This window comes from Rhodoplanes tepidamans (assembly GCF_030813915.1).
In the GTDB taxonomy this organism is placed as follows: domain Bacteria; phylum Pseudomonadota; class Alphaproteobacteria; order Rhizobiales; family Xanthobacteraceae; genus Rhodoplanes; species Rhodoplanes tepidamans.
Genome location: NZ_JAUSUJ010000016.1, coordinates 20,424 through 35,899, shown reverse-complemented (window position 1 = coordinate 35,899; position 15,476 = coordinate 20,424). Strand labels below are relative to the sequence as shown.

General features: G+C 71.4%; 13 protein-coding genes. 7 read left to right on the top strand and 6 right to left on the bottom strand.

The features are described from left to right. Positions 1-184: 184 nt before the first annotated feature. Positions 185-1,090 carry a 2-hydroxyacid dehydrogenase gene (locus tag J2S22_RS18925; protein ID WP_272779320.1) on the bottom strand — a complete coding sequence of 302 codons (906 nt, stop codon included), beginning with the start codon at positions 1,088-1,090 and terminating at the stop codon, positions 185-187. 213 nt (positions 1,091-1,303) lie between these two features. Here J2S22_RS18925 and J2S22_RS18920 point away from each other — a divergent pair, with 213 nt between their 5' ends. Both J2S22_RS18920 and J2S22_RS18915 read left to right on the top strand, forming a co-directional pair. Then, positions 1,304-2,164 carry a fumarylacetoacetate hydrolase family protein gene (locus J2S22_RS18920; protein ID WP_272779321.1) on the top strand — a complete coding sequence of 287 codons (861 nt, stop codon included), beginning with the start codon at positions 1,304-1,306 and terminating at the stop codon, positions 2,162-2,164. Then, a complete protein-coding gene (locus J2S22_RS18915) occupies positions 2,161-3,048 on the top strand; it encodes a shikimate dehydrogenase (protein ID WP_272779322.1) in 888 nt (295 codons plus the stop codon). Before J2S22_RS18920 ends, J2S22_RS18915 begins: the two co-directional genes overlap by 4 nt. A 58-nt stretch (positions 3,049-3,106) precedes the next feature. On the opposite strand, the gene J2S22_RS18910 is transcribed toward J2S22_RS18915, so the two are convergent. Next, entirely contained in the window at positions 3,107-3,823 is a 717-nt protein-coding gene (locus J2S22_RS18910) for a transporter substrate-binding domain-containing protein (RefSeq protein ID WP_272779323.1), read from the bottom strand. A 199-nt stretch (positions 3,824-4,022) separates the two neighbouring features. Between J2S22_RS18910 and J2S22_RS18905 the strand changes: the two genes are divergently transcribed. The 3 genes from J2S22_RS18905 to J2S22_RS18895 all read left to right on the top strand — a co-directional run bounded on the left by J2S22_RS18905 (position 4,023) and on the right by J2S22_RS18895 (position 5,451). Further along, positions 4,023-4,334, top strand: coding sequence for an FRG domain-containing protein (locus tag J2S22_RS18905; protein WP_272779324.1), 312 nt, complete (start codon positions 4,023-4,025; stop codon positions 4,332-4,334). Between the two features lie 15 nt (positions 4,335-4,349). After that, positions 4,350-5,129 (top strand): pYEATS domain-containing protein, encoded by a 780-nt coding sequence (locus tag J2S22_RS18900; protein WP_272779325.1) that lies wholly within the window; start codon positions 4,350-4,352, stop codon positions 5,127-5,129. Between the two features lie 88 nt (positions 5,130-5,217). Continuing rightward, positions 5,218-5,451 carry an FmdB family zinc ribbon protein gene (locus J2S22_RS18895; protein WP_272779326.1) on the top strand — a complete coding sequence of 78 codons (234 nt, stop codon included), beginning with the start codon at positions 5,218-5,220 and terminating at the stop codon, positions 5,449-5,451. Between the two features lie 222 nt (positions 5,452-5,673). Here J2S22_RS18895 and J2S22_RS18890 read toward each other — a convergent pair whose 3' ends face one another. Both J2S22_RS18890 and J2S22_RS18885 read right to left on the bottom strand, forming a co-directional pair. Continuing rightward, positions 5,674-9,177 carry a trypsin-like peptidase domain-containing protein gene (locus tag J2S22_RS18890; RefSeq protein ID WP_272779327.1) on the bottom strand — a complete coding sequence of 1,168 codons (3,504 nt, stop codon included), beginning with the start codon at positions 9,175-9,177 and terminating at the stop codon, positions 5,674-5,676. Between the two features lie 306 nt (positions 9,178-9,483). Then, a complete protein-coding gene (locus J2S22_RS18885; RefSeq protein WP_272779328.1) occupies positions 9,484-9,783 on the bottom strand; it encodes an antibiotic biosynthesis monooxygenase family protein in 300 nt (99 codons plus the stop codon). 800 nt (positions 9,784-10,583) lie between these two features. Between J2S22_RS18885 and J2S22_RS18880 the strand changes: the two genes are divergently transcribed. Then, positions 10,584-10,964 carry an H-NS histone family protein gene (locus tag J2S22_RS18880; protein WP_272779329.1) on the top strand — a complete coding sequence of 127 codons (381 nt, stop codon included), beginning with the start codon at positions 10,584-10,586 and terminating at the stop codon, positions 10,962-10,964. Positions 10,965-11,078: 114 nt separating this feature from the next. Here the strand turns inward: J2S22_RS18880 and J2S22_RS18875 are convergent, their stop codons facing one another. Both J2S22_RS18875 and J2S22_RS18870 read right to left on the bottom strand, forming a co-directional pair. Next, a complete protein-coding gene (locus J2S22_RS18875) occupies positions 11,079-11,774 on the bottom strand; it encodes a class I SAM-dependent methyltransferase (RefSeq protein ID WP_272779330.1) in 696 nt (231 codons plus the stop codon). Positions 11,775-11,776: 2 nt separating this feature from the next. Then, a complete protein-coding gene (locus J2S22_RS18870; RefSeq protein WP_272779348.1) occupies positions 11,777-13,018 on the bottom strand; it encodes a BtaA family protein in 1,242 nt (413 codons plus the stop codon). Between the two features lie 383 nt (positions 13,019-13,401). Here J2S22_RS18870 and J2S22_RS18865 point away from each other — a divergent pair, with 383 nt between their 5' ends. After that, entirely contained in the window at positions 13,402-15,450 is a 2,049-nt protein-coding gene (locus tag J2S22_RS18865) for an AGE family epimerase/isomerase (protein WP_272779331.1), read from the top strand. Positions 15,451-15,476 lie beyond the last annotated feature (26 nt).

The following is a 15,476-nucleotide window of genomic DNA, read 5'->3' as shown; positions in this document are numbered from 1 at the left end:
CCCCGGCGGACGGGATCGTGCGCTGCGGCGGAGAGCGTTCCGACAACCGGGATTGCGGCAAAAGGTTTCACGGCCGCGCGGCGGAGCACAGGGGCGGCGTCTTCACTCCTTTCCCCACGCGGGGAGAAGGTTTGGCGGCAGCGGCCTTTCCCGTAGCCCCGCTCGCTTCGCGATCCCTTCCCGCTCACCCGGTGATTGTGCGCACGATGTCGATCGCGCGGCGGAGCAGCGTCTCCGAGGCTTCGGCGGTGCGGAAGGCGGCGTGTGCCGTGAGGGTGACGTTGTCGAGCCCGGCCAGCGGGTGGTCGGCCTTCAGCGGCTCGGCATGGAACACGTCGAGGCCGGCGTGGCGGATGCGACGGCTCGCCAGCGCGTCGATCAGGGCCGCCTCGTCGACCAGGGCGCCGCGTGCCGTGTTGACCAGGATGGCGCCCGGCTTCATCAGGGCGAGCCTCCTCGCGTCGATGAGGCCGCGGGTCTCGTCGTTCAGCACGAGGTTGAGCGACACGACGTCCGAGGTCGCCAGGAGCTCGTCGAGCCCGACCTGCCGCACGCCGGCCTGCGGCCGCGGCGTCCGGTTCCAGGCGACCACCGTCATGCCGATGCCCGCGGCGATGCGGGCGACCTCGCTGCCGATGCCGCCGAGTCCGACGACGCCGAGCGTCTTCCCGAGGAGCTGCATCCCCTCCAGCGGCTTCCAGGTGCCGGCCCGCACGGTGCGGTCCATCAGGGCGACGTCGCGGGCGCAGGCGAACATCAGCGCGACGGTGTGCTCCGCCACCGCGGTGTCGCCGTAGCCCTTGATGGTGTGGACCGTGACGCCGAGGTCGTTCAGCTCGGCGACGTTCATGTAGCTGGCCGCGCCGGTGCCGAGGAACACGATGTGGCGCAGGTCCTTGCACTGCGCGATCTGCTCGGTCGGCATGTAGGAGTGGTCGTCGAGGACGATGGCGCAGCCGGCGAGCAGCCGGGGCAGGTCGGCGGCCGTGAACGGCGCCGTGTTGACCGCGATCGGCGGGTCGTCGGGGCGGTGGACGCGGGCGAAGACGGGCTCGAGCTGTTGGTTGCAGTCGATGAAGAGGGCTTTCATGCGGTCCGGGTCGGGCTCGGGGTGGCGTGGGATCGGGATCTCGTCATAGCGCGATCCGCTCTATTTCCGAAGAGGTTGAGGCGAACCAGCCGATTCCGTCGCGCGTCCCGTGCAAGGCTGGCCGGGGATATCCCGGGGGGTGCGGGGCCGGGCCGCCTTGCGCCGGAGCGGCGACAGGTGTTGTGTGCGGCGAAGGATTCGGGGGACGGGGCCATGCGCTTGGCGAGCTACATCACCCACGGCCGTTCCGGGTTCGGGGCGGTCGTCGGGACCGGGGTGGTCGACATGCGGCTCCGCATGGGGCCGCGCTTCCCGACCCTGCTCGACGTGCTGCGCGAGGGGGCCCTGGACGAGCTGCGCACCGTCGCGGCCGGGGTACGCCCGGACTACCCGCTGAGCGAGGTCCGGTTCCTGCCGCCGGTCGTCGGGCCGGAGAAGATCCTCTGCGTCGGCGTCAACTATGCGGGGCGTTCGGACGAGTACCAGGACCCGGCGCACGAGTCGAAGTACCCCAACCTGTTCTTCCGCACGCCGGGATCGCTCACCGGCCACCTGCAGCCGCTGGTGCGGCCGCGCGAATCCGAGCAGCTCGACTACGAGGGCGAGATCGCGCTCGTCATCGGCAAGACGGGCCGCCGCATCCCGCGCGAGGAGGCGCTCGACCACGTCGCCGGCTACACGCTGTGCAACGAGGGCACGGTGCGCGACTGGCTGCGGCACGGCTCGCGCAACGTCACGCCGGGCAAGAACTTCGACGGCTCCGGCAGCATCGGCCCGTGGATCGTCACGGCCGACGAGATCGACCCGAAGGAGCCGATGCGGCTCACCACCCGGGTCAACGGCGAGCTGCGGCAGGATGCCACCACGGCCGCCATGATCTTCGGCTTCGCCGACCTGATCGCCTATGCCAGCGTGTTCACCACGCTGGTCCCGGGCGACATCATCGTCACCGGCACGCCGGTGGGAGCGGGCGCTCGCTTCGAGCCCCCGCGCTGGCTCGAGCCGGGCGACGTCGTCGAGGTCGCGGTGCCCGAGATCGGCGTTCTTCGCAACGAGGTCATCGACGAACCATGACGGATTCCACGTCCGGCATGCGGGCCGCCTGCGTCATCGGCTGGCCCGCGGCGCATTCGCGCTCGCCCCTCATCCACCGCCACTGGCTCGAGACCTACGGGATCGCCGGCGACTACCGGGTCGAGGAGGTCCCGCCCGAGGCGTTCGCCGCCTTCGTCAAGGACCTCGCCGGCCACGGCTATGTCGGGGCGAACGTCACGCTGCCCCACAAGGAGGCGGCGCTGGCGCTCGCCGTCCCGGACGAGCGGGCGAAGAAGATCGGCGCCGCCAACACGCTGTGGCTGGACGGGGCGAAGCTGCGCGCCACCAACACGGACGCCGAGGGCTTCATCGCCAATCTCGACGCCTCGGCGCCGAAATGGGACCGCGGCCTGGAGACCGCGCTGGTGCTCGGCGCCGGCGGCTCGGCCCGGGCCGTCGTCTACGGCCTGCTCGATCGCGGCGTCTCGCGCATCTACGTGGCCAACCGGACGCTGGCGCGCGGCGAGGAGCTGGCGCGGCGCTTCGGCGCCGCCGTCCACGCGATCCAGTGGGACGAGGCGCGCGGCCTGTTCGGGGCGACCCAGCTCCTGGTCAACACCACGACGCTCGGCATGGTCGGCCATCCGACGCTGGACATCGGCCTCGGCCGGCTGCCCGCCAATGCGGTGGTCGCCGACCTCGTCTACGCACCGCTGGAGACGGCGCTGCTCGCCGCCGCGCGCGAGCGCGGCCTGCGCCGGGCCGACGGGCTCGGCATGCTGCTGCACCAGGCGGTGCGCGGCTTCGCGCTGTGGTTCGGCACGACCCCGGAGGTGACGCCCGAACTGCGCAGGCTCGTCGAGGCCGATCTGCTCGGCGCCGCCGTGCCCGCCGCCAAGAGCGCCGCCGGCGGGGCGGGCTGACCGCGCCGCCCCGGGGTAGGCTGACGCCCGGGCCGCCGTCCGGCCGGGGCGGGTCGCCTCAGGGCGCGACCAGCGAGGACGACTGGCCGCTCGCCGCCAGTGCCTGGGCGACGAAGCCGTTCTGCTTCATCTCGGCGATGAAGCCCGCCAGGAACGTCAGTGCGGCGGTGCGGCCCTTGGGCACCGCGATCGCCTGCTCGATGCCGACGAAACGGCCCGGCATGACCCGGTAGCCGGGATGCGACTCGGCGAAGGCGACCAGCTCCTGGCGCACGCCGGCGACCGCCTCCAGCCCCTGGTCGGCGAACAGGGCCCGCGCCTCCGGCCCGCTCGGCGTCAGCACCAGCTCGGCGTTCTTCAGGGTGCGGGTGAGGTGCAGCTCGTAGGCGCTGCCGCGCGCCCCGGCGATGCGCACGCCGGGCCGGTCGACGTCGCCGATGTCCTGCAGGGGCGAGCCCTCCGGCACCAGGCAGGCCGCCTCGATCAGCACGTAGGGCGGCGTGAAGTCGAGTTCGGCGGCCCGCACCGGGTCGACCGCCATGAAGGCGACGTCCCACTCGTCGCGGGAGAGCGCCTCGAACACCTTTCCGGCCGCCTTGTAGGTGACGTACTCGACCGGAACCGCGAGCCGGGCCGCCAGCTCGCGCGCCAGCGCGGCCTGGGTGCCGCGCGGCTCGCCCGTCGCCGGGTCCTGCTGGGCCAGCACCGAGTTGCCGAAATTGATCGCGGCCCGCACCCGCCCCTTCGGCGCGAGCTCCTTCACGACGTCCTGCATGGGGGTCCCTCCAGAGGTCCGCGGCCGAACGCCGGCGCGAGCCCGAAGGCAGTCGTTACTATGGTTCAGGCGGGGACGATACGTCCGCCGTGCCTGTGCGGGTGCGTTGGATACACGTAAAAAGTGCGTGACCGGCATTTACACCTCATGCAGGTGAATCCACTATCGCGCAGCCATACGACGCGGAGCGGGCTTGCCGATGCCGGCGCTTCAGATCGACGTGCCCTGGCGCCGGGAGCGCGTGGCGAACTGGATCGCATTTCAGACCACGATCGCCCCCTATCTCGACGGCGAATGGCTGTTCCGCGGCGTTCCCTCGGTGCGGCACACGCTGGTTCCCTCGGTCGGGCGCCGGCGCGAGGGCTGCAGCTATTCGATCGGGCTGGAGGAGGCGCTGCTCGATCAGTTCAAGCGTGAGGCGCTGCCCTTTCTCGATCATCGGCCGACCACGGAGTGGGAGTGGCTCGCGCTCGCCCAGCACCACGGCGTGCCGACGCGGCTGCTCGACTAATCGGAATCGCCGTCGGTGTTGCTGTTCTTCGCGGTGTGGGGCAACGACCACGAGGATGCCGGGCTCTACATCGTCCGCCGGCCTCGCGCGGTCGACGCGCTCGACTGCCATCCTTTTCGGGTCCGCAAGGTGTCGTTCTTCTATCCGGGCTACATCACGCCGCGCCTGGTGTCGCAACGCGGCCTGTTCACGGTCCATCCGAAGCCCGACGAGCCCTACCGGTGCAGGGAGATGAGGCAGATCGTCATCGACCGGAGCTGCAAGCCGGATTTCCGCCGCAAGCTCGACTCGAGCGGCATCCATCACGCGGCGATCTTCATGGATCTCGACAGCCTGTCCCGCCGGCTGGTGGCGTTGCGGATGGGCTGGGGGGCCAACGGCGCCGAGGCGCCGCGCACCGCAACCGGGCAGGGTCGCCGGGCCGCCGCCGAGCCGGTGCGGCGCTTCGATCCGCGCGACCCCAACCGGGGCCGGTTCGGCGGCTCCCCCGCCCGGAACGGCTGGGTCCTGTCGGCCCGGGTCGAGGAGATCGAGACCGACTGGTACCGCATCGTGCTGGCGGTGGCAGCCGCGCCGCGCGTGAAGACGCCGCTGACCGGCACGGTGACGTTCCACCTGCACGACACGTTCGCCAAGCCGGAACGCCACATCCGGGCCCGGGCAGGCCGCGCGACCCTGGAGGTCTGCGCCTACGGCGCTTTCACGGTCGGAGCGATCGTCGGGCGCGACAGGACCCGGCTCGAGCTCGACCTCGCCGAGATCCCGACCGCACCGCTGCGGTTTCGCGAGCGCTGACGCGGCCCGACCGGCTTGCGCGGGCCGCCGCGGTGGGGCAAGACACCGTCACCCCCGCGTCCTGGATCGTCATCTCGTCGGAGGCGTCATGCCGCTCTACGGGTTCGCGTGCAAAAGCTGCGGCCACATGTTCCAGACCCTGGTGCGCTCGTCGGACGTGCCGGAATGCCCGGCCTGCGGCAGCGGGCAGCTCGAGCAGCAGCTCTCGCTGATCGCCTCGCCCGCCAAGGGCGGTGCCGACTCCGAGCCGGTGTGCGCCGGCGGAGGCGGCGGCTGCGGCCAGTGCTGCGGCATGGGAATGGGCGTGGGCGGCTGCGGCTGACCGCCGCGCCGGCCCCGTGCGGGCCGGCGGACCGCGCGGCCGTGCCGGGGCTCCGCAGCCGGCGTCCTGCGACGGCCGGAGTTCTGCGACAGACGTGGCCCTGCGACAGACGTGGCCCTGCGACGGACGTGGCCCTGCGACGGACCGAGACCGACCGTCGGTGCGGCGGGGAACGCCACCGGCGGGTCGCCGGTGGCGCGGGTCTGACGTGGCCGGCGCGGTTCAGCCGGCGCGGCGCAGCGGCACCGGCGGCTCCGGCCGGTCGCCGAGCAGCGAGTCGATGATCTCGTCCAGGTCGGTCGGCGTGTCGGCGACGGCGGCCTCCCGCGTGCGCAGGCCGAGCGAGATCCGCAGCAGGGCCGGCCGGTGGTCGGAGACGCGCTTCACGAACTCGTCGATGGTGCGCTCCTTGGCGACGATGAAGAAATCGTCGCTGTCCACGGTCCGGGTCAGGTTCGACGACAGGAAGATGTTGTCGATCAGCGATTTCGGCGATTTCAGATAGGTGAAGCCGCCGTTCTGCTCGTCTTCCGCCGCCATCGCCACGAAGTCGTCGCGCAGGGCGTCGAGATCGCCCGAGGCGAGCGGCGCGTTCATGTCGCCGCCGAGGATCAGGTCGGTGTCGCCGGTCTCCTCGATCAGCGCCTTGCTGGCCCGGGCCAGGATGCGCGAGGCGAGGCGCCGCCGCAGGCTCCCCTCGGCCATCGCCTTGAGGTGCAGCGGCACCAGGTGGAAGTCGAAGCCGGGCTCGGCGTCGCCGCCGCCGCGCCGGTCGCTGCGCGTCTCGAACCGGAACAGGCCCGGATAGCGGTCGAAGATGCGGCCGTGCACGGCCTCCTCGCGGGCCTGCGGATCGCGGCTGTCGAGCCGGAACAGCGGCTCCACGGCGGAGGGCCACGCCACCCGCTCGCCCCGCAGCGTCGCCCGCTTCCAGATCACCGCCGTGGTCTGGCGCCCTTCCGGCGCGTCGGGCTCCGAGAAGGCGCAGTCGTAGGTCTCGCGGAACCGCTCCTTGATCTCGGCGACCAGCGCCCGGACGGCGGCGGGCGACACCTCGGACAGGCCCCAGACGTCGAGATTGAGGTCGGCGATGACGCGCGCCGCGCCCTGCAGCTTGGCCTTGTCGCGCCAGCGGTTGGCGAGCCACTCGATGTTCCAGAAGCCGATGTCGACGTCCTGGTCGGTGCCGCGATAGGTGTCGACCACCCGCTCGACCCCGGAGCCGCTGCCGACGCTGCGGCCGAGGCCGCCGAAATAGCCGGTGAGCGAGTCCGAGCCACGGACCACGCCCAGCACCTCGGCCGCCATCTGGGCGTCGGCACTGCCCTGCTTCTGCCGGTTCTCCAGGTCGATCGCGATGGCGCCGATCTTGATGCCCTCGTTGACGATCGTCGTGGTGCCGCCGTCCGGCAGGTCCAGCCGGCGCTGGTCGCGGGCGTGGTGCAGGGCGATCAGCCGGCCGCGGCGGTCGAGCACCGGAGCGCCCGACGAGCCGTAGTCGGTGTCCGAGGCGTAGTGGATCACGGTGGACTGGACGTTGAGGACGTCGGTGTCGTCGAGCGACACCTGCTTCGGCTCGCCGCGCGGATGATGGATCACATAGGCCTGCTCGCCGCGGCCGACCGAGAACGAGGCGCGCTCCAGCGGGATGGCGCCGAACTCCTCGGCGGCGGCGCGCTCGATCCACACGAAGGTGAAGTCGAGCCCGCCGTCGACCGGGCTGGTGACGAACAGGCGCGCCGGATCCAGCGGGAAGCGCTTCTTGGCGAGAGCCCCGTCGGCCCCGGCCAGGAGATCGTCGGCCGTCACCTCGTAGTCGAACTCGGCCCGCGCCGTCGTGGCCACGGCGATCGAGTTCAGCACATGGTGGTTGGTGAGCAGCAGGTTGGGGGCGACCAGGAATCCGGTCCCGGTCCACCGTCCGTCGCGGCCCTGGTAGTCGACGCCCTCGGCCGTGATCCGGGCGACGGCGCGCCGCCGTCGCGCGAGCACGTCGAGCAGGGCCGCATTGGCGAGGATCTCGCGGCCCACCGCCACCTCGAGCGCGCGGAAGCCGCGGATCATGGCGGCCGGGTCGTTGACCGGCAGCTCGGCGCCGAGGTCGGCGAACAGCCGCCCCTCGGTGGTGACCTCGGCGACGAACGGCACGTCCGGCCCGCCGGCGTCGGCGCCGAGGTCGCGCGGACCGGCCGGCTCGGTGGCGGCCCGGATCGATGCGCGCCCGCCCTCGGGACGCGAGTCGCCGGCCCGGCCGCGCCCGCCCGCCGCTGGGGTGCGCTCCTCACGGATGGCGCCGGCGGTCTCGCCGGCGCTCGGCCCGGCCGCATGGCGCTGGAGGGTCCGCGCGCTCGCGGTGTCGCCGGCGCCCGGCGGGGGCAGGCGGTCGATCAACGGCTGCAGCGCCGCCGCCACGGCGTCCGCCACCCGGCTCGCGACGATGTCGCCGAGCAGGGTGGCGTTGATCGCCGAGCCGGCGGCCCGCTCCGTCCGGACCGCTTCGGACTTTCGACCCGCACTTCGCTCCCCGTTTGCCATGGTGGCCTCCTCGCGGTTGATCAGATGCGCCAGCACCCTGTCGAAGCGCCGGGCGGCGCGGGCGAAGCCGGCGTCGGTCGGGTGCAGCTCGTCGGCCCAGTCGGCGACCCGCGGCAGGGTGCCGCGCACGTCGACGTGCCACGCATGGGCGAAGGTGCCGCCCGCCGCGCCGCCGCCGCACAGGCGGCGCTGCAGCTCGTTGAGGTGGTCGATCATGGTGCGCACGATCGCCCGGCGCAGCGCCGGATCCATGATCCCGCGCCGGGTCAGCGGCGCGCCGATCCAGGCGTCGTTCGCGGCCCACAGCGGCCGGCGCGGATCGCCGGGGCCGCCCGGGATGGCGTGGTCGTAGCCGTGCAGAACCACGGCGACACGGCCTCCGAACGCCTGCCCGACCGTGCCGAGAAGCGTCCGGTAGGCGCGCTCGATGAACGCGAGGCGCTCGGCGAAGGCGTCCGTGTCGACGTACCAGGCCGCCGGCCGGCCCGGCTCGAAGTCGCGCAGCACGCCGAACAGCACCGAGGTGCCGTCCGTGTCCTCGCCGACCAGGTCGTTGCCGGCGCCGGAGAACAGCAGCACGTTCGGCAGCTCGGCCTGGCCGGCCAGCGCCTCGACGTATTCGGGCGCCGCCTCGATCATGCCGGCGAGCGTGTCGCCCGCCGCGCTGACGCACCAGACGTGATAGTTCGCGTCGAGCTGGTCGACGATGTCGTCGAGCAGGAACGGGAACTGGAACCAGGAGTCGCCCTCGGCGACCAGCACGGGCCGGCGCTCGCCGCGGGCGCGGCGGCGGGCGAAGCGCTCCTGCCGGCGGCGCCGGGCGATGCGGTTGGCCCAGTCCATGGCGAAGGCGCCTTCGACCCGGAAGCGCGCCGTGCGGTCGAGGACCACCGTGGCCGGGTCGATCTGGACGACCGGCGCGAAGGGCTGCGAGGCCGCCGGGTCACCGGTGAAATAGGGCCGCAGCGCGCGGTCCGGGATGTCGATGTCCTCGAGCCGCCGTTCCAGCTCGGCGTAGCTGATCGGCTCGGCCGGGATGCCGGCCGGGGCACCCTCGGGTGCCGGGGCGCCGGATCGGCGGATGTCCGGCCGGGACAAGTCCGAGCCGGCCGGCCCGCCGGGCGGATCGCGTCTCGACACCACGTGCATGGGGGCGCGTCCGCCGCGCCTGTCGCGAACGTCCATAGCCATCGTCTCCTCCCGCTGCCGGCAGCGCCGGGACGAAAAGAGTTGAATGGTCGGGCCGTGTTTTTGCGGAACGTGTTGTGAAGCCTGCCGACGCGCGATCGAAATCCGGCGGCCGCCCTCGCGGCGCGAACCTTAGGAGGGGCGACCGTGGCACACGAATCACAATACTGAGATCGTGGCCTGCAGCCGTCGCGTGCGCGGCTGCGAGACCGGTGCCGGTCGCGGCAGAGAAGGGCCTCTCCGGCCGCGCCGCTCCGGCGTCACGAGCGACCGTCGCCGCGGCCCGGCCGGCCGCGGCGACGGTCGTGATCAGAAGCCGTGCACGACCTCGATCACGTGCTCGACCTCGGGCGGGCCGGCGAAGGTGTGGCCGACGCAGTCGCGCCACGCCTGGAAGTCGGGCGAGCCGCGGAAGTCGACCGTGTGGTTCTCCAGCGTCTCCCATTTGACGAACAGGCGATAGCGGGTCGGCTTCTCGACGCTTCGCTGCAGGGTCACGCCGGAGCAGCCCTTGGCGCGGCGGAACAGCGGCACGGCCTTGCTCACGCCGGCCTCGAAGTCGGCCTCCATGCCGGGCTTCACCTCGATCTGCGCGATTTCCAGAACCATCGATGCCTCTTTGCGGAACAGGAGCGGGGGCGGGGCGGCATGATGCGGCGGGCGGCCCGAGCCCGCAACGGCGCGGCCTGCATGCCTCCGTCGCGTCTCTGCCCCGATCCATGCACCGGCGTCGCGCGCCGGCCCGCGTCGCGACGGCGCGTCGCACCGGGGACGGCGGCGACGGAAAACGGCTCGGATCGCGGGAAGGAATGCTTAGACTTTTCCTCGTGATGTTTCGAAAAAATCGATGCGGATTCCGCGGTCCTCGAAAGTACCGGATTGCCTTTGGAGGCAAGGCTGCCTTTGCTTCGGGGCTCGCGAATCACCAGACGGAGGTCGCGGCGGCGGGGGCCACATAGTTTCCGGCCGTCGGCCGATTCGGCCGCCGAGTTGCGGTGCGCGGAACTCCGAACGCGCCTGGAGACGTCACAAGAGGCCGGAAACAGGCGGGAATCCCGCCCTCCGGTATTTCGTTCGACGAGGTTTCAGAATTGTTTCTCGCACGTTTTCTCTTGCGTGCAGGGCTAATTCTAATACAATCGGGGCAGTTCTGCGGCGAATTCGGGCTGGCTTCGATGCCGCCCGAGGCGAAAATCGTCGGAGTCGAACCCGATGCGCCAACTATAAGTAATCGCGGTCTGGTTCTGCAATTTTCCCGTGGAATATAGATTAAAGTTTTTCGCTTGCTGTTCGGTCCGGCCCATGAGAAGAGCCTTATTCGTATCATGTGCCGACGGTTTCTGTGCCGGCCGGACAGTGATCGATCGGACGTAATAGGAAGCGTGCATTCCTTTCAGGAGAGCCCGAGAATGGCTGCCGTTAATCTCAAGGCTATGGATGTCGACGCCCTGCTGGCCTTGCGCGGCGAGATCGACGACACCCTCGAGGAGCGAAGCCGCGAGCTGAAGAAGCAGCTCAGCGCGCTGGAGACGGCGCGCGGTCGTCCTGCCCGCGGTGCCGCCGCCGGCAGCCGGTCGAGCGCCCTCAAGGGCGTCAAGGTCGCGCCGAAATACCGTGGCCCGAACGGCGAGACCTGGGCCGGCCGCGGCGCGCATCCAAAGTGGCTGTCGGCCCTGCTCGACGAGGGGCATTCGCTCGAGGAGTTCGCCATCGAAGGCGCGGGCGAGGTCGAAGAGGTCGAGGAGAAGCCGGCGCGCAAGAGCGGCCGCGGCCGCCGCAAGCGCGGCTGATCCGCGCTCCGGCCAGCACGACGGCGTCCGGTCCGGCGGAGCGATCCGCCGCGTGCGCGGAGGCAGCGTCGTGTCGCCGCCGGGCGCGGCGGGCGTCTTCGCCGGGCGGACGGTTCAGCAGGCGGTGCGGATCACGGCGTGCTGGGCCCAGCCCCGGTAGGGGCGCTCGACCGTCAGCACGGCTCCGAGCGCCTGTGCCCGCGCCGCGAGGCGCGCCTCCAGGTGATCGCGCGGCGTGACGTCGAACAGCGACAGCCACGCCCGCAGCGCCGCCCGCAAGGTGCCCGGCAGTCCGTCCTGGCCGCCGAAATCGACGATCCGCAGCTCGCCGCCCGGCGCCACCAGGCCGAGGGCGCGGTCGAGCGCCGCCTGCCACTCCGGGATCATCGACAGCGTGTAGGAGAAGTAGACGCGCTCGAAGGCCGGCTCGCCGAACACGGCGGCCGGATCGAACCCGATCGCGTCCGCGTGGGCGATCCGCACCCGCCGCATCAGGCGGGCGCGGGCGATCGATTCCATGGCGGTGCCGAGCATCTCGGTCGAGACGTCGATGCCGTAGAAGCGCGCCTGCGGCCAGCGCCGCGCCGCGCGAACGAGATTGCGGCCGGTGCCGCAGCCGATCTCCAGCACGCGGTCGCCCGGCCGCGGCGCCAGCTGCTCGATCAGGTCGTCGCGGCCGAGCAGATAGTATTTCCGGGTCGCGTCGTAGACGTGGCGCTGCCGCCGGTACATCCGGTTCATCCGCGCGGTCGCGTCGTGCGCCTCCTCGCGTCGCCCGCCGTCCGCCGCTCCACGCGCGCGATGGACCATCGTCAGTCTCCGTCGTCCAGCACGTAGAGATGAAAGCCGCCGTAGATGGCGGAGCGGTCGCGCGCCGTGAAGGCGCGCGAGGCGGCCGCCTCGTAGCGCCAGCGCGCCAGGATGGCGTCGTCGAGCCGGCCGGGCAGCAGGCTCGGCTCGGCGGCGGTGCGGAAGATCACCCGGGCGCCGGGCTTCGCGGTGCGGGTAATCTCCGTCCACAGCGCGTCGAGCTGCGCGTCGGTCATCCAGTCCTGGGCGTCGAGCAGCACGTAGCGGTCGACCGACCGGGCCGGCTGCGCGGCGAGGTGCTCGGTCATCGAGGCGTTGACCACGGCGACGCGGCTCGCGCGCGCGCTGACCGCGGCGAAGTTGTCGCGCTCCAGATAGGGCGGCAGCGGGTCGTGCTCGCCGTCGCCGTAGCGGCGGCCGAAGGCCTGCCAGGCGAAATAGTTCTCGTCGAGGCTGAAGGCGCAGCTGAGCCGCTCGACGCGGCCGCGCAGCACCGCCGCCATGTCGCCGCCGCCCGCCGCCGCCAGCGCCGCATACTGGGCCGGCGGGATGCCGAGCCCGTACAGCGCGACCGGCCGGCCCGCCGCCCAGCGCACGAAGCGCTTCTCGAACAGCGGCGCCAGCAGGGTCTGGAACAGCTCGAGCTGCTCCTCGCGCGAGCGTGCGGCGAGAAGCCGGCGCAGATCGACGCCGTACATCCGCGCCACCGCGTGGCCGAGCCCGATGAAGTGGCCGAGCAGCCCGTGCTTGTACACGTTGCGGGCGAACAGCGAGATGCGCCGCCGGCCGAGCCCGAGGGCGCCGCGGCCCTCCCAGTAGGCCCGCGTCGACGCGTCGAGCCGCGGCGCGAGATGGTTCCAGTAGGCCTCGACATTGGCGGCCTCGTCGGCGGTGCCGAAGAAGCGGTGGAAGGCGCGCCACGACGGCAGGTGCCGGGCGGCGGCGAGCTTGAGCCGCACCAGCGCGACATGCGCCGTGTTGACGTCGACGGCGGTGATGCGGGCCGGATCGCCGATCAGATAGGAGAGGACGTTGCAGCCCCCCGAGGCGATCGCCACGACGTGATGGTCGCGGCCGATCTGCAGCGCCTCCATGTCGACCGCCGGATCCTCCCAGATCTGCGGGTAGACGAGCCCGCGGAACATCCAGGCGAAGACGAGCTCGGCCATGCCCTGGCGCGACAGCGCGGGGGTGCGGCGGACGGCGGCGGCGACGCCGCACCGGACCTTCGACGGCGAGGAGATCAAACCGGGCCTCGATGACTGTGATGAATGGATGCGACCCAACCGCCGCGGCGCGACGCGGCGCCGGCGAACGAGCGTGTGTATCGAGCGCCCGGTGACGCCTTCATGACAGCGTGCGACGCGGCGGGGGACGGAATCCGCGCGAAGTCGTGATCGGGTCCGATTGCATTCTAAGGTTGCATCAAGAAAAATACTCTCCCTATAGTGGTGGCGTCGCGACCGGGCCGACTCGTCGTGGTGCGGGGCCCGTCCGGGAGGCGGCACGTGGAAGCCGAGGGTCGTTCCATCACGGTCGAAGCAGCCAGCCGGCGCGCGGTGAGGCGCCCGGGGGCGCGCGGCCGCGCCGATGCGGCCGGGCGGCGCTACAGCAGGGGAGGGTGCCGATGCGGCAGAACTTCACGCAGACCATCACGCTCGCCGGCACGGTCCGGACGATCGACGAGGCGAACGCCTGCTTCAGCCTGCAGGCCCGCAGCGGCGACACGTTCGAGGTGGTGACCGGGGTCACCACCAGCTGGCAGGTGATGACCAATCTCGACCAGATCTCGCGCGACCGCGTGCCCGATCCGCCCGGCCTGAGGCGGGACGACGATCCGGTGCGGTTCGACCTGAAGAAATACGTCGCCGTCGGACGGCCCGTGTTCGTCGCCGGCCTCTACCAGGAGGACGGCGACCGCGCCCGCTTCGAGGCCCGCACCGTGTATCTCCTGCATTCGCGCGCGGACCGCTGGCTGTTCGAGGAGACGCACTGGTGGCTCGTGCAGGTCACCCAGATGGCGGACCGCATCCTCGACCACCTGTTCGACCAGCGCCGCAACTACACGATCGACGACTTCGCCAAGTTCTATCGCACCAACCTCAACATCCTCGGGCAGCCGGTGGACGACAACGTGCAGGAATGCGCGGTGCTGTCGCGGCTGCTCTACGATCTCGCGACCGCGTTCCTGATCACCGGCGCCGAGCGCTACTTCCTCGCCGCGCAGGCCGCCATGAAGTACCTGCGCGAGGCGTTCCGCTCGTCGAGCCACGACGGCGAGTACTGCTTCTGGGCCTACGGTCGGCGCCGGAACAGCGAGGGCGAGAAGGGCGAGAGCCTGTACTTCGCCTCGCAGGGTCCGGACGACGTCGGCACCATCCCGCTCTACGAGCAGATCTACGCGCTCGCCGGCCTCACCCAGTACTACAGGATCACCCTGGACACCGAGGTGCTGGAGGACATCCGGCGCACCATCAACACGTTCCAGGCCTTCTACTGGGATCCGCCGAGCGCCACCGCGAAGGGCTTCGCCGGGACCGGCGGCTACTATTCGCATCTCGATCCGGTGACGATGCGGCCCGACACCCCGGCGCTCGGCGAGAACTGCCGGCGCAAGAACTGGAACTCGGTCGGCGATCACATCCCGGCCTATCTGGTGAACCTCATCCTTACGCTGGAGCCCCTGCCGGCCGGCAGCGCGCGGTCCTATCTGGGCGACCTGCTCAAGGTGGCGATCGGCATCCTCGAGGAGACGACCACGCTGATCGCCGAGAAGTTTCCGGACCCGACCTCCAAATACGTCAACGAGCGCTTCCACGACGACTGGACGCCGGACCACGCCTATCGCTGGCAGCAGGACCGCGCCGTGGTCGGCCACAATCTCAAGATCGCCTGGAACCTGACGCGCTGCGCCAACTACTTCCACATGCGCGCCGCCCGCCGCCGCGCCATGGGGCATCCGCAGGACGCGGCCGCCGACGACAGCCACGCCAAGCGGCTCCTGCAGGTCGCCCGCCGGCTCGGCGACGACATGGCGACGGCCGGGCTCGACGCCGTGCGGGGCGGCATCTTCGACTGCGTCGAGCGCCATCCCACCGGCGGTATGCCGATCCAGTTCGCCTGGGGCGCCACCAAGGACTTCTGGCAGCAGGAGCAGGGCATCCTCGCCTATCTGATCCTGCACGGCGCCACGGTCGGCGACACCAGCTATCTCGCTCTCGCCCGCGAGAGCGCCGCCTTCTGGAATCTGTTCTTCCTCGACCGCGAGCGGCAGGGCTACTATTTCCGCACCACCGAGAACGGGCTGCCGATCCTGGACGGCCAGTACGGCATGAAGAGCAGCCACGCGATCGGCTACCACGCCTTCGAGCTCGCCTATCTGGCGCACGTCTACATCCGCACCTTCGTCGACGCCGGCAACGGCGCGGACAACGGCTTCTGCCTGTATTTCCGCATCCGTCCGTCGCCCAACCAGACGACCATCAACGTGCTGCCGGACTTCATGTCCCCGGGCCGGCTGACGATCGACCGCGTGGTCGTCAACGGCATCGACATGACGGCGCAGCTCAAGCCCGCCAATCCCGACGACTTCCAGCTCTCGCTCGCCGGCCTTCCCGGATCCCAGGACGGCGGCGCCATCGCGCTGGTCGTCCAGTTCGCCGCACTCGCGGTCTGAGGCCGCGGCCGATCGCGTCCGCAAGG